The sequence below is a fragment of the Bacillus sp. RE35 genome, assembly GCF_052146655.1.
Classification (GTDB): Bacteria; Bacillota; Bacilli; order Bacillales; family Bacillaceae_G; genus Bacillus_A; species Bacillus_A cereus.
This window is the reverse complement of record NZ_CP197377.1, coordinates 3,390,382-3,403,352: the sequence shown is the minus strand read 5'-3', so window position 1 is coordinate 3,403,352 and position 12,971 is coordinate 3,390,382. Positions and strand designations below refer to the sequence as shown.

Here is a 12,971-nt window from a genome sequence, read left to right as displayed (position 1 = left end):
ATAATCATACGAATATTAAATATAACCCACCGATTAGAAGTGCCAGAGCTAGGATTAATAATATTACTCCATCAGGGCTATTCATAATCTCTTTTATGTTTTTTTTTGCAATTTGCTTAGTTTCTCCACTTGAAAAAAGATAAACAATAGAATAAAGAATTAGTAAGAAAAATGCACTGACGACCTCTAACATTACTTATGTTCCTCCTTAATTTAAATGATCTTATAAATTATACCAGTTAGAACAATTTAAAGTAACAAAATTTAATTTAAATATTATATCCTTCTTAAAGTTTAATTTTTAAATTTTTACTAGAGGAAGGACCTTTATCTTTTTATTTTTAACTACACGGATTTTGGGATTAATACTCCAATATAATTGTTTACTATTCAATAAATACATTTGTTGTTATTCTATTGTATTTTATAAAAGAAAAAGACAGCCTAGGGTGGCTGCCTTTTTCTTTTAGGGAGGAATTTAAATAATTAGGTAAGATAGATAGGATTAAACAAGTTCAAATTCACGGGAGATGTGAAAATACAAACTTGCGAGGTAACTTACATTTTTAATAAAACCTTTTCACCGTGAAAATGCAAACTTATATTGTAAAAAAAATTAGGAAGAAAGGGATTAAAGTTAATTCCTATGTATTTTAATGTAATATAAATTTAGTTGAAAGATTGCCGGAAAAATAAAACTATGAGAAAACTCATAAGTAAAAAATAATAACGTTATTTAGTAATCTTTCCGAAATCGTTAATATATAGTTGCAAATTTCTTATATGTTGTAGTTGGTGAATGGGCACCAAAAATACTTGCGATTCAAAAGGATGAGAAGGTTCCATTATTGCTTTCGGCTCTGCTTATCTGGTCTTGTGAAATCTTATATTCTTTATATAATGATAATAAACTATCTGAAGAATTCGAGAAAGCAAATAATATAATTATAGACGTACTGAGTACATGGAAACCAATTTTTGATGAAATAGACAAAGATTTCTCCGATGCGAAACGTAAAGCAGAGAAGAAAGTAGAAAGGAATTTAAGTGATGATACAGAAGGTAGATTTCGTATTCATAAATTAAATCCTAAAAAGGTAAGTAGAGAAGAAAATAACAACGATTATTAAAGGGGGATGACGTATGAAATCAAAGAAACTAATCACATTAGCGATTCCGCTTATATTATTAGGTGGTTGTGCTACGACTCAAGGTTCACCAAAGATAGAAGCAAAGCGAAAGCTACTGAACAAGATAAAAAGTCTGCTAGCTTAAAAGATAACGAGAAAGATATTTAAAGGATTCGAGTTTTAGAAGAGGAATACCCACAATACATGTTAGACATGGAGAAAGATTTAGTGAAGCGGTTAAGTTTTTATAAAGATTCAATAAAATACTACCAAAAAGGTAGTAAATCAAGGAAAGAAGTCTTAGTTTCCATTAAAGACTATATGAAAGTACTGGATAAGATAGAGTCTATAGATGCCTCTTCTAAATACAAGGAAGATCACAAAGAAGTCCTTAAAGTAGTCAGTAAGTATAGGGAATCTTTTGAAGAAGTAGAAAAGGTATTCAAGAAAACAGACTTCTCAATGGAAGCTGATAAGGAAGTACTTGAAAAGGCAGACAGTAAGCTATCAGAAGGTAATCGTATTTGGATACCAGTGTTTGAAAAACTAAAGAATGAATCAAAAAAAGTAGAAAGTTCTTCTGATTCGTCTAGTGAAGACGTTTCATCAAGTTTTGTTCCAAAATCATCTTCACATAACTCAAGTCAATTAGAATTAGACAAGAGCCAAGCTGAAACAGGTATGTTCAAAGGGATAGTTGGTACTGATGAAGAGTTAGGAATAAACGATTCTAATACATCGAGGTATATTAAAAATGAAAGGTCTATTGTAGGTAAGTATGGTATTGATTTAGGAGAAGGAGTCAAAACAATACTCGATTTAAAAGATGATATGACATTTGCTTTTTATAAGTATGGGGATTTCTCAAGTAGAGATAGTCTAATGAAAGGAACATACGAGTTAGACGTACCTTCTTTACAATTAACATTAAAATTAACAAGCGTAACTGAGAATGGTCATAAGACTCAAAGAACTGAGAGTTTTAGATATCAGGTATAAAATTATGATTTAAATATGTTACAACTTTATAGTGCAGACGAAGATGTCCGTATGAGATTGATTAAACAAGGGTAAATATATTAGTAGGGTTAGGTGAAAAAGCCTAGCTCTTATTTTAGGGGGATATTGCATAAATGGAGCGAGTTATACAAGAGTTTTTTTCTTCAAGTAAAAACTATAAGGTTCAAATCATTAAAAGGAAGGATGGTCTTTACACAACAGAAGCGTATAGGTGGATGGAGGATTGTGGATATGAATTTTGGAGTTATATATCACAAGGATTGACTTTGATAGATAGTAAGGAACATGCGCAAAAGATTGCTATGGAACAACTAAAGGAATGTTCAAGGGATGAGTATTAAAAATATGCTATTTTATCTGTAAAATTATAAGTAATTATGATGTTTTATGAAAATATAGAAGTGAATTTCAATTAATCTTATTTATTTTATGTGAATTATAGGTTATAATAAAATTGGGTGCAAAGATGCACTATTTGAAAAAGAGTGCAAGGCAAAAAGGAATCCGTAAAGGATTCCTTTTTTGTTTATTAGACAATGAAACAACTTTGTAATTATCTCCCTCTATTTTAGTATAAATAAAATTCTACTTTATAAACATAAAAGATTTTTTGGGGAATTGCCATATTCCTGTAACAAAACAAAGGTATGCTATGTGTGTAAAATATAAAGAGAAAGAAGGAAAAGTTGTGAAGAAAATTTTGCCAATTGTCGCGTTATTAGGCATGATGAGTTTTGGAGTACAGGAAATGAATGTGAGAGCTGATACCTATCATAAGAGCGATTCAAAAATTAGTTTTTGGGATTCGAAAAGAAAGGGTACTAATTTCATGAATAGTACGTCATTACCTGAAAACTATAAAAGTACAAAAGAAGCTAATATTGAATATGTTCGTTTAGCGCCTGATAAATGGGCGAAAGATAAAGATTTTCTATTTGAAGATAAACCAGATACTTCTGGAAAGGATTTTCTGATAGGTAATGCAGATAACTACCAGGGATTAGTAAAGGAAGATCTAGAAAAATTAAAGGCGGATTTAGATGCCGCACAATCACAAGGAATGAAAGTTGTTCTTACAATGTTATCCTTACCTGGTGATCGATGGCGTCAATTTAATAATAATAAGAATGACGACAGAATATGGGAAGAAGAGAAGTATCAAGAACAAGCAAGTCAATTTTGGAAGGACCTCGCTCTGGAACTAAAAGATCACCCCGCGGTGGTTGGTTATAATATTATAAATGAACCACATCCAGAAACAGCTAAAAATAATAGATATAATGATTTTTGGACGGAAGATTACGAGAAATGGTATGCAAAAGTGGAGGGAACGACAGCGGATTTAAACAGATTTTATCAAAAGGTAATCAATTCCATTCGTGAAGTAGATCAAGAAACACCGGTTATTTTAGATTCAGGTTTATATGCTACTCCATGGGCCTTTAAATACTTAAAGCCAGTAAAAGATAAAAAAACGCTTTACGCATTTCATATGTATGAACCATATGAATTAACGAGTCAAGGTGAAAAGAAAAATAAAGAATATCAATATCCAGGATTAGTAAAAGTAGGAGACTTAGAGAAACCTGTAATGTGGAATAAGCAGGGATTAGAGAAGTTTTTGAAGCCAATCCAACAATGGTCTAAGAAAAATCATGTACCATCTAATCGAATTATTGCAGAGGAGTTTGGAATTAACCGTACTGTTCCAGGTGCTACCCAATACATGCAAGATCTTATTTCTATCTTTAACCAAAAAGGGTGGCATAAATCATTCTATGCATTCCGTGAAGACACATGGACAGGGATGAATTATGAATTGGGAACAGGAAAAATAAAATGGGATGAAGAGGGTAAACCGATGCGTCAAGATAATTCACTCTGGGACGTAATAAAAAAAGATTTACAAACGCGTAAATAGTTTAGAATATTAGGCCTAAGGACTAAATGTAAGCATCTAATTCAAATAGAATTAGATGCTTTTTATTTCGAAAAAAGGTGGAGTTGAATAGAAGATTCTATCTTTTCTTTTGCATAAAGAGTACCAATCAGGTTTATTTACAACGAAAAATAAGATTTTTAGAGAATAGCTTAGAAAAAAATGTGGAGGTTCAAACAAATGTGGTCACAATTGTTTAAACCTTTAAAGTAAAATGGAAGTTGGACAGTTGCTATACAGGCAGCAAATTTACAATATGTTTCGGCTGAGCCTTCGGGAAATATAATAGCAAATCGTAATGCAGTTAATGAATGGGAGAAATTCGAATTAATTCCGACTGGGGAATTATATACGTACGCTTTAAAAACTAAAAGTAATGGGAAGTATGTTTTGTTTGAGCCAAATGGTAGAGTAGTAGCAGATCGTACATCAATTGGTGCATGGGAAAAGTTTATCTTATATAATGGTGGAGACAATAGGATATATGTATTACAAGCACTAAGTAATGGTAGATATATATCAGCAAATGGTGATAGAGAATTAACAGCTACTAGTTATGTAGCTGGAAGTTGGGAAAGATTTGTTATTGTATACTTCTAAACTTTGAAGTGTTATATATCTAAATGATAATGGCATGTTTAGTTGGTATAAATACCTAATACAATAAAGTTTTAAGCATGTAATACAAGTGTATATTAACGTGTAAAAGGGCTGCAAATAATTAGCAGTCCTTTTTGCATGGACTTACTGAGGTTATAATGAGAAGAAAAAGAACCCTATAGGGTTCTTTTTCAAGGCATATTAACAGTAAGGAGAATCATGAAATGCTACTTCAAATCTTTATTAGGGGAAAGATTTTGAAAAAGCTTAACATGTATTTATTTTTACATAAATGTAAGATGTAGTAAATTGATAATATTTATACTTACTATTACTAATATTCAATTAAGATAGTTAATACTATTTATATAGTGTTAACTGGTGTATAGTACAGTATAGATTTAGAAATTTAATATTAGATTACATTTGTTAAAAAAGTTAATAGATATATTATTTCAAATTCTAACTAACATTTAAACAATTTTAATTGAAATTGGTTGTGTATTAACCCTTATAAGCCAATAAAAGTAAATAAAATAAACAAAGACCCTGTAATAAATACAGGGCCGGATACAGGGTTAAGGGAACGCATAGTTTCTTAATATCATAGTAGCATATATTCTTTGTATAGCTACATGAGGATTTTGACAGAATTAAGAACAAGACAGAAAATCTGTAGGAAAGCAAATATAGTGCTGGAAATGTGATTTTAAATTAAGCTATAGGTATATTGAAATGTATGAAAACTCTTGAGTACCATGATTAAATTGCCTTTAATTATGAGGTTTAGGTTAGAGGGATAATTGGATCTTACTGAAAAGAAAAAATGTTTTTTAGATTAAAAGAAGAAAAGACACCTTTTGGGTGTCTTTTCTTTAAGTAAACAGTTCACATATTGCTGAATTAGATACGAAACTATAATTCGACTACGAAGTAAATCCTAACATAATCTGAACAGAAAAAATATGTAATATTACATTTTTAGTTTTTAATTATTTTATTCAATATAGAGAAGCAACGTAAATAAAAGGGCATGCAGTCGTATCTGCAACCCTTTTTAGGAGGAATTCAAGACACCATTAGGACACGTATTGGTAAACAGGTTCAAAAATAGTATGTGTGAAAAGAAAAAGTCCTATACCAAAAGTAGACAGGACCTTATCTTTTTTACATTTTAAAAAATGAAATTCTGTCCTTTTGAAATCAGTACAGCACACACTTGGTTTGAAATGAAATTAGAAAAAGTATACATGAAAATGGCAGACAACTATTTTGTTGCCTGCCGGTGCCAGTGGGTTGAATGAGTTAGTCAATTCAATAAATTGTGCTATCCCATTACCAGAAGAGTGAAGCCGCTAGTTCAAACGGCTTAGACATAGTTTGTCTAATAAAGAAAAAATTATGAGTAGAAATTTTGTTTGCTCTATATGAAAAGATAAATAGATATTCATCAGACAAGGATAATTTAGCATATCTTGAATAGGGTGTAGGAACGAATTAAAGAAAGGGATATTTGTTTAGGAAGGGACTGACTCAGGAGTGGGACTTTCGGACAGGGTTTGGGGAGCGGTGATTGCCTTTGGCATTGCGACTAATATCGTTGCTTGTATAATGGCAGTATCCATTCAAAAATATGAGCTAATGATAAATCATCTTACAAATATTTTATTTTTAATAATTATCTCTTTAACGTTTATAAAGATGAAAATTAACAGATGGGTGGCTTTAGGATTTACATTAGTTGTAATAGAGAAAGGTATTAAAGCGGGCTATGACTTCTACACACATAATTATTATAGTGTCAGTTGGAGTTTAGCTATCATTGTCTATTGCATATACGAGATGGAAAAGTATCATATTGAAATAAACGAATAGGCGCAACAAAAAGGTGTTAGTAGGTGGAATTCTTTTTAAAATACTATAAAAAAGACACTACAAGAGTGTCTTTTTTTTGAAAATACTCTATAATTAACTTTGGGGAAGGTAATGTTAGAGTATTCGTTTAGCATTATCTTTATATTTGATAAACCATGAAATCGAAAGATTTTGTGGTTTATTTTATGAACAATAGATATTAAAGTATTGGCAGTGAGTTATTAATCATTTTAAGCATTAGGGGAGAATGGATTAAAAGTCTAACATCGAATAACGGTTCCGGAATATAGTGTTGCGAAATGATCTCCCATATCCCAAACGGTACTTGCCTGTATATAGCCCTTAAAGCCTTCTGAAGAATAATAAATCTCTTTTGGTATACTTTCTTTAGTTTGGAAATGTGCTTTAGAGTACTTTACATAATGGTTTTTAACAACTTTTGCTTCTGGAACAATAGTGTTTTTTTGTTCCAATTTTGGCCTAGCACTAGAAGGTGGTATGAATTTTACATTGTCTTGGTAATTAGGATCTAAGGTGTCAGCTTGTACACTGTGTGACGAAACAAAGGTGCTTAGACTACTTCCCGCGATTAAAGTTGCAAATACTAACTTTGAGAATTTTGTTAATCTACTCATTCTATAATCTCCTTTTTATTATTTTGTAAGGTATCTCCTTACACCTCACAGTCTATATCCACTACAAAAGGGTGTACATACATATTGATAGACAAAATTCTACAAAATACCGCATGTTTTTGGGTTTATGTATAATAATCCAATGTCTAATAATCTACCAAAAGTAAAAAGGTAGGTCTTATATAAAAGAAAATGAATAATTTATGCAGGTAATGTATATGGAATTATTGTTTAAATATTCTAAAATGAGTTGATAAAGATGTTGGTAGGTTTTTTGGAAAACAAATAATTCCCTAGGTGAAATTTGGAGGGAACATTCTCTGTTAGAGTTTTTATAAGGGAATTCATTTTCGTAGATTCAAAATGTAAAAATAACTAAAAGAGCAAGTGTTTCAATGGGTAAAAAGCTATGTTGAGTCTTTTTTCTCTGTTGGTGGTCGTCTAATCAATGAAATGACGGATGCTTATGATAGTTTGTGTCTAGCAACATTCGTGTATAAACGAATGAATTAAGAAAAGGGTGAAATATTGGATAACTCGAAATGGATGCCTTTAAGTAATGTTGATGATGATGAGGAAATTTGGGTAGGAGCAAGAGTTAGGTTGTACAATGTTGGTATGAATAGAGAAGATAAAGAAAATAATTTCTATGAATATATTATTTCTTATATCTACGACAACACTAACTACTTACAACTAACTAATTTAACAACAGGAAAAGCAGGTTATATTATTTGTGTCATTGAAAAAGAATTACCAAATAATTATGCTTTGGGCAGAACATTAAAGCAAAGAATAGGTTTAGAAAATACCTATTTTAGATTTGAATAATCAACAAATAAGGGAAGCACCAACTCTAAGGTGTCTTCCCTTATTTAATACTTTTTATCAATAATCAATATTAACAGAGCCTAAATAAAAAAGTGAGAAAAATGATAAACACTCTTCTCACTTTCATCAATTAGGGTGGCATATACATAAATATGCGTTTGGGTGGATTTTGGATGAAAAATCCACATGCATAGTATAACAAAAAAATTATGGCTTTTCGCATGTAATATTGCATATGAAAAATAGTAAAGTTTTAAATTTTAATATTAACAACTTATATATATGTGTTACAATGTAATTCTCTAATTTATTTTATTCTCCTATTTAGAATTTATAGTTTAGTGATTCAATAAAACAAAAGTGGTTGTAATAAATAGATAAAACGATGAAATAATACAGTTAGAATGGTTAAAAGGCAGTTAAATATAAGTATTAAAAGAAATAAATTTACTTATTTATGTTTAGTGAATGTATTATGGTAAGAATTTCATCCGATTGGATTAGCGCTAAACTAGATTTTTATCCAAACAAATCCAATAATTATTTTTTAAATGAAGTATATGTTGCATCAAGTTTATTTGGAATAATTCGTAGTCTAATAATTGCTGAATCTAGAAAAATAACATATTCGAAAGGAGGACAGATAAAACTCTGTCTGTGAAAATTAAATCTCTAAATTATAAAGTGTGGATAATAGGATGTAATTATGGTTTCATTTCGAATGGTACCATAAATGAATGTGGAAAAGTAAAGGAGAAAAATTTAAATAAACTATATAAGTAGTAAAAATGAAAAGGAGAAGTAGCTAGTGTTTAATATAAAAGAAAGATTGGGGCAAATAAAGCTTAAAACGAAGTTGTCTATGGCATTTATAGCAATATTAATTATACCAAGCCTTATCGTAGGAGTATCATCTTATAATAAATCAAAAACAGATCTTAATGAAACAATTCTACAATCAGCAAAAGATAATATAAGTATTTTAGATAAGATTGTTGATGATGAATTAGAAAATAAGCATACAGATATCACTCATTTTGCAAAGGTACTCACACAAGGGGATTATAATCCTGAACAATCGCAAAATGTACAGAATAAATTTGATCAATATATACAGTTACATCCAGAGATAGAAACGATTTATACGGCATCCAGTAACAATCAATTTATTCATGCACCTGTTGGAAAAATACCAGAAGGGTTTAATCCGCTAGAAAGCAGTTGGTATAAGGATGCAGTAAAAGCAGATGGAGAGATTATTGTTTCATCTCCATATAAATCAAAGTCTACAGGAAATATGGTAATTGCAATTGCAAAGCAGAATGCAGATAAAAGTGGTGTCATTGGCGTAGATTTGAATATTAAAGATATCGTAAAAACATCCAAAATGATAAAAATTGGGAAGCAAGGATTTGTATCTATAGTTAGTCAAGATAAAACTATAGTTGTTCATCCATCATTAAAACCTGGAGAGAAATTAGATAAAACTTTAGTGGATGAATTGTACAAGACAGAAGATGGAGTAATTACTTATAGCCTCAATGGTGAAGATCGAAACATAAGCTTTAAGACAAATAAAAAAACAGGTTGGAAAATAGCTGGCGTAATGCCTACGAAAGAAATTGAAGAAGCTACCAATCCTATTTTTTATAAAACGCTCACTATAATAGGTGCTTCATTATTGTTAGGTGGAATTGTAATTCTATTCATACTCAAATCTATAATTACTCCACTAAGACAATTAGTCATTTCAGCTCAAAGAATTAGTCAAGGAGATTTAACCGAGAAAATAGATATTCGTTCAAAGGATGAACTTGGTCAATTAGGTGGTAGTTTCAATACAATGGCAGAGTCGTTACGTAATATTATTTCTCAAATTAACACATCTGCAGGACATGTAGCTGCGTCTTCTGAGGAACTAACTGCTAGTGTAGAGCAAGCAAGTGTTGCGACAGAACAAATTACAAAAGAGATGGAAGAAATCTCGAACAGTGCAGAGGTTCAAAATAATGAAGTTGAGTCTGGAGCTGAATTAATTGGTGAGGTAACACGAAATATTCAATACGTAGCTGAGAATGCTTCTGAAGTATCGGCTTCATCCATATACACTAAACAAAAAGCCAATGAAGGTGAACAATTAGTAGAACAAACTGTAACACAAATGCAGTCTATCCATCACTCTGTTTCTCAATCCGATAATGTCATAAAATTATTAGATAAGAAATCACAGCAAATTGGCAGTATATTAGAAGCGATTCAAAATATTGCGGAACAAACAAATTTATTAGCATTAAATGCAGCGATTGAAGCAGCTAGAGCTGGGGAACAGGGGAGAGGGTTTGCAATTGTTGCTGATGAAGTTAGAAAGTTGGCGGAGCAATCATCCGAATCTTCAATGGAAATTGGAAGTTTAATTAAGGAAATACAAGCAGACGTACATGAGACTGTAAAAGCTATGAATGAAGTAGGCGTAGAAGTACAGTCGGGAATTAAGGTTGCGAATGATACAAAACAAAGTTTTTATGAGATTTCAAAATCTGCAAATGATATTGTATCAAAAGTGCATGGTATGGTAGAACTATCAAATAAAATGACAACTGATGCAATGAAAGTTGATACATCGATTGATCAAATAGCTATGGCTGTAAAAGAAAATTCTTCAAGTATGCAAACGATAGCTGGTTCATCTGAGGAACAACATGCTTCTATGGAAGAGATAAATTCTTCAGCAATACAATTAGCACAGATGGCGGAAGAACTTCAAGAGTTAATTGGTGGATTTAAGATTTAAGTTGAGATTCTAGGAGAGAATGCTAGAATCTTGTTACAGAGTGGAAATGAAAAATCTTATAACATAGTAAATAAGTATAATATGTACTCTCTATGCGTATTGAACAGGCAGATAAGCCATTTAAAAACCCTCCATTTGGAGGGTTTTTAAATACATTTACATTAAATTTGTGGTGGTGCACCACCATAATCGCCAACACTATATGAAGGAGCAGGATAATGCCCATGAGTAGCAAGCTGATCTGTTTTAGAAAACTGAAAAATTCCCACCGTTAATACCCCAATAAAAGCAATGCCTGATAATAATAAGCTAATTTTTTTCATTATTTTAACACTCCTTTTGCGATTGATTTTTGTCTTGCTTGATAACAAATATGGAAATAGTCACTTACTTTTTGGTGGTTCTCTAATTGTCTACATTTTGTGGCAAATAATTCGGCGTATTCGACAACATATTCCCATAATTCTTCTTCCTCAAAGTATAAGATTCCTTCTTGAATGATTTTTTCTAATTCTTCCAATGGAATATTTTCGTTTAATTTTTTAAAAATAGAGAAGTGGTGTGTGTATTCTTCGTTATGAATTTCTCTACAAATCTGTAGTCCCTTATCAATGAGTTGGCTGGCCGTTGATTGTTCTCCTAACTTATAATGTTCCTTAGCTTGTAGGAAGATGGCCTTGAAGTGTGTAGGGATTTTCTCTGTTACTTCTGAAAGGTGACGAATAGCTAAAGTAGACATACTTTGATCAGAATACAGCCACCCCATAGTATTTTTTACGTATAACAAGGAATCTTCTTCCCTATTTTTTTGTAGTAAATCAATTGCGCAATGTAGATATTCTTCTGCTTGTTCGTACTGTTTTAAATAGATGCAGCAACCACCTAGCAAACTATTACAAAAGGCTGTTTTTACTTCATAACCTTCGTACTTTGAAAAGATTGCCCTCGATTTATTTGCGTACTCGATAGAAGCGAGATTGTTATAGGTATGGTGATAGAAAGTAGCAATTCTATAGTAAAATTCAGCATGTTCAATTTCATCTGGTATAGCTACCAATATTTTTTCTGCTAGTTTATAATGTTCCTCTGCCTCAGTATAATTAGATATAAAAGTGGAATGAATGGATTTGAAAAAATGATAATAGAATTGTAGAAATTGATCTGTAGGCATATCATAATCGCTAATAGTATCAAAACTATTTTGTTGAATACCAAGGCTATCTGTTAAGACCTTGTAACGAAATTCGAGTAGTGAATAGTATAGTAACAAATTTTGATCCTGATGTTCTTGATCCGGCTCAATGCTTAACTTATTAATTTTTTCATCAATTTTCTTTTTTAGATTAGTAGCTTTTATAACTTGTTGAGATAGCATAGCTCGATACCAGTCGTTCAATAGAGAGGTTAATTGCTCATTTCCCTTTACTGAAACACTCATAATATACGCCCCCATTTTCTAAAAAAATCCCAATCCAATTTAATTATAAACATCATAACAAAATAGAAGAAAAAATGGAGTGATATTACAATATTTTTCAAGAAAATTCATAAAAAACAATCAATTTGTGTCGAATATACTTAGAATAAAACATCCAAAAATTATCAAAAGATGATATGAGTCTTTATACGTTCTATCAGGTGAACTTAGAAACTGTGATTGAAGATTTATGAAATTTCCTTTTCTTAAAACGGATCAATTACATATTAATTTTTAAATTATTTTATCGGATACATATAGTATGTATCCGATAAAATATATAAATCTTGCGTATGTAAATAAGAAGACAATAAAGAAAACAAAAAAGAACTTGTAAGAATTCCTACAAGTTCTTTTTTAGATAATGTAAAAAGGTGAAACAGAACATCTCATTATTTGTAATAGTGAAATTATCTTACTTATGGTTTTGTTTTATAGAAGATGTACTATATTGAAGATTTGTTCTTATTGTTGATTAAAGGCAAATTAAAGACTGGTAGGGAGGAAGTGCATAAAAGAGAAAGCCTTCTTTACTTATTCTGAAAAGATAATTCAAAAAGCAATTTGTGTATAGAATAAGCAATGCATGAATTCATCAACATTGGTGATAATAAATCAGAGAATCAATATATAAGCATGAACTTTAGTGGAATAGCTACAAGAAGGGGATAAT

At 30.9% G+C, this 12,971-nt stretch carries 13 protein-coding genes and 1 pseudogene; 10 read left to right on the top strand and 4 right to left on the bottom strand.

What is annotated here, in order from left to right; translation table 11 throughout:
• Positions 1 to 4 precede the first annotated feature (4 nt).
• A complete protein-coding gene (locus ACTL4X_RS17515; RefSeq protein WP_050822026.1) occupies positions 5 to 193 on the bottom strand; it encodes a hypothetical protein in 189 nt (62 codons plus the stop codon).
• A gap of 655 nt (positions 194 to 848) precedes the next feature.
• On the opposite strand from ACTL4X_RS17515, the gene ACTL4X_RS17510 reads away from it, so the two are divergent.
• From ACTL4X_RS17510 to ACTL4X_RS17480, 7 genes and pseudogenes are all read left to right on the top strand, one after another.
• Complete coding sequence (locus tag ACTL4X_RS17510) at positions 849 to 1,130, top strand: hypothetical protein (protein ID WP_151639769.1); 282 nt, start codon at positions 849 to 851, stop codon at positions 1,128 to 1,130.
• A 13-nt stretch (positions 1,131 to 1,143) separates the two neighbouring features.
• Positions 1,144 to 1,275 carry a hypothetical protein gene (locus tag ACTL4X_RS17505; protein WP_260631956.1) on the top strand — a complete coding sequence of 44 codons (132 nt, stop codon included), beginning with the start codon at positions 1,144 to 1,146 and terminating at the stop codon, positions 1,273 to 1,275.
• A 68-nt stretch (positions 1,276 to 1,343) separates the two neighbouring features.
• Complete coding sequence (locus ACTL4X_RS17500) at positions 1,344 to 2,129, top strand: DUF3994 domain-containing protein (protein ID WP_225989744.1); 786 nt, start codon at positions 1,344 to 1,346, stop codon at positions 2,127 to 2,129.
• 134 nt (positions 2,130 to 2,263) lie between these two features.
• Positions 2,264 to 2,491 (top strand): hypothetical protein, encoded by a 228-nt coding sequence (locus tag ACTL4X_RS17495; protein WP_048538663.1) that lies wholly within the window; start codon positions 2,264 to 2,266, stop codon positions 2,489 to 2,491.
• Between the two features lie 311 nt (positions 2,492 to 2,802).
• A complete protein-coding gene (locus tag ACTL4X_RS17490; RefSeq protein WP_240835031.1) occupies positions 2,803 to 4,071 on the top strand; it encodes a glycoside hydrolase family 5 protein in 1,269 nt (422 codons plus the stop codon).
• Positions 4,072 to 4,302: 231 nt separating this feature from the next.
• Positions 4,303 to 4,689 (top strand): annotated as a pseudogene (locus ACTL4X_RS17485) (fascin domain-containing protein); the annotation flags it as partial.
• Positions 4,690 to 6,228: 1,539 nt separating this feature from the next.
• Positions 6,229 to 6,564, top strand: coding sequence for a hypothetical protein (locus ACTL4X_RS17480; RefSeq protein ID WP_136363562.1), 336 nt, complete (start codon positions 6,229 to 6,231; stop codon positions 6,562 to 6,564).
• A gap of 260 nt (positions 6,565 to 6,824) precedes the next feature.
• Here the strand turns inward: ACTL4X_RS17480 and ACTL4X_RS17475 are convergent, their stop codons facing one another.
• Complete coding sequence (locus tag ACTL4X_RS17475; RefSeq protein ID WP_000088960.1) at positions 6,825 to 7,199, bottom strand: hypothetical protein; 375 nt, start codon at positions 7,197 to 7,199, stop codon at positions 6,825 to 6,827.
• A 387-nt stretch (positions 7,200 to 7,586) separates the two neighbouring features.
• On the opposite strand from ACTL4X_RS17475, the gene ACTL4X_RS17470 reads away from it, so the two are divergent.
• The 3 genes from ACTL4X_RS17470 (at position 7,587) to ACTL4X_RS17460 (ending at position 10,821) form a co-directional block, all read left to right on the top strand.
• Positions 7,587 to 7,712 carry a hypothetical protein gene (locus ACTL4X_RS17470; RefSeq protein ID WP_002026153.1) on the top strand — a complete coding sequence of 42 codons (126 nt, stop codon included), beginning with the start codon at positions 7,587 to 7,589 and terminating at the stop codon, positions 7,710 to 7,712.
• A 33-nt stretch (positions 7,713 to 7,745) separates the two neighbouring features.
• Positions 7,746 to 8,030, top strand: a complete 285-nt coding sequence (locus ACTL4X_RS17465) for a hypothetical protein (RefSeq protein WP_002024558.1) — start codon at positions 7,746 to 7,748, stop codon at positions 8,028 to 8,030.
• Positions 8,031 to 8,838: 808 nt separating this feature from the next.
• Positions 8,839 to 10,821, top strand: coding sequence for a methyl-accepting chemotaxis protein (locus ACTL4X_RS17460; RefSeq protein WP_000481869.1), 1,983 nt, complete (start codon positions 8,839 to 8,841; stop codon positions 10,819 to 10,821).
• A 161-nt stretch (positions 10,822 to 10,982) separates the two neighbouring features.
• On the opposite strand, the gene ACTL4X_RS17455 is transcribed toward ACTL4X_RS17460, so the two are convergent.
• A complete protein-coding gene (locus tag ACTL4X_RS17455; RefSeq protein ID WP_000724107.1) occupies positions 10,983 to 11,144 on the bottom strand; it encodes a hypothetical protein in 162 nt (53 codons plus the stop codon).
• Positions 11,144 to 12,259: a Rap family tetratricopeptide repeat protein gene (locus tag ACTL4X_RS17450; protein WP_151639768.1), complete on the bottom strand. Its 1,116-nt coding sequence runs from the start codon at positions 12,257 to 12,259 to the stop codon at positions 11,144 to 11,146. The genes ACTL4X_RS17455 and ACTL4X_RS17450 overlap by 1 nt, the downstream gene beginning before the upstream one ends.
• Positions 12,260 to 12,971: the final 712 nt, after the last annotated feature.

What these genes read in the sequence shown, in the direction of transcription:
- ACTL4X_RS17450 (WP_151639768.1), bottom strand. Translation starts at nt 12,259, where the DNA reads ATGAGTGTTTCAGTAAAGGGAAATGAGCAATTAACCTCTCTATTGAAC.
- ACTL4X_RS17490 (WP_240835031.1), top strand. Translation starts at nt 2,803, where the DNA reads ATGTGTGTAAAATATAAAGAGAAAGAAGGAAAAGTTGTGAAGAAAATT.
- ACTL4X_RS17500 (WP_225989744.1), top strand. Translation starts at nt 1,344, where the DNA reads ATGGAGAAAGATTTAGTGAAGCGGTTAAGTTTTTATAAAGATTCAATA.
- ACTL4X_RS17505 (WP_260631956.1), top strand. Translation starts at nt 1,144, where the DNA reads ATGAAATCAAAGAAACTAATCACATTAGCGATTCCGCTTATATTATTA.
- ACTL4X_RS17475 (WP_000088960.1), bottom strand. Translation starts at nt 7,199, where the DNA reads ATGAGTAGATTAACAAAATTCTCAAAGTTAGTATTTGCAACTTTAATC.
- ACTL4X_RS17515 (WP_050822026.1), bottom strand. Translation starts at nt 193, where the DNA reads ATGTTAGAGGTCGTCAGTGCATTTTTCTTACTAATTCTTTATTCTATT.
- ACTL4X_RS17465 (WP_002024558.1), top strand. Translation starts at nt 7,746, where the DNA reads ATGCCTTTAAGTAATGTTGATGATGATGAGGAAATTTGGGTAGGAGCA.
- ACTL4X_RS17495 (WP_048538663.1), top strand. Translation starts at nt 2,264, where the DNA reads ATGGAGCGAGTTATACAAGAGTTTTTTTCTTCAAGTAAAAACTATAAG.
- ACTL4X_RS17455 (WP_000724107.1), bottom strand. Translation starts at nt 11,144, where the DNA reads ATGAAAAAAATTAGCTTATTATTATCAGGCATTGCTTTTATTGGGGTA.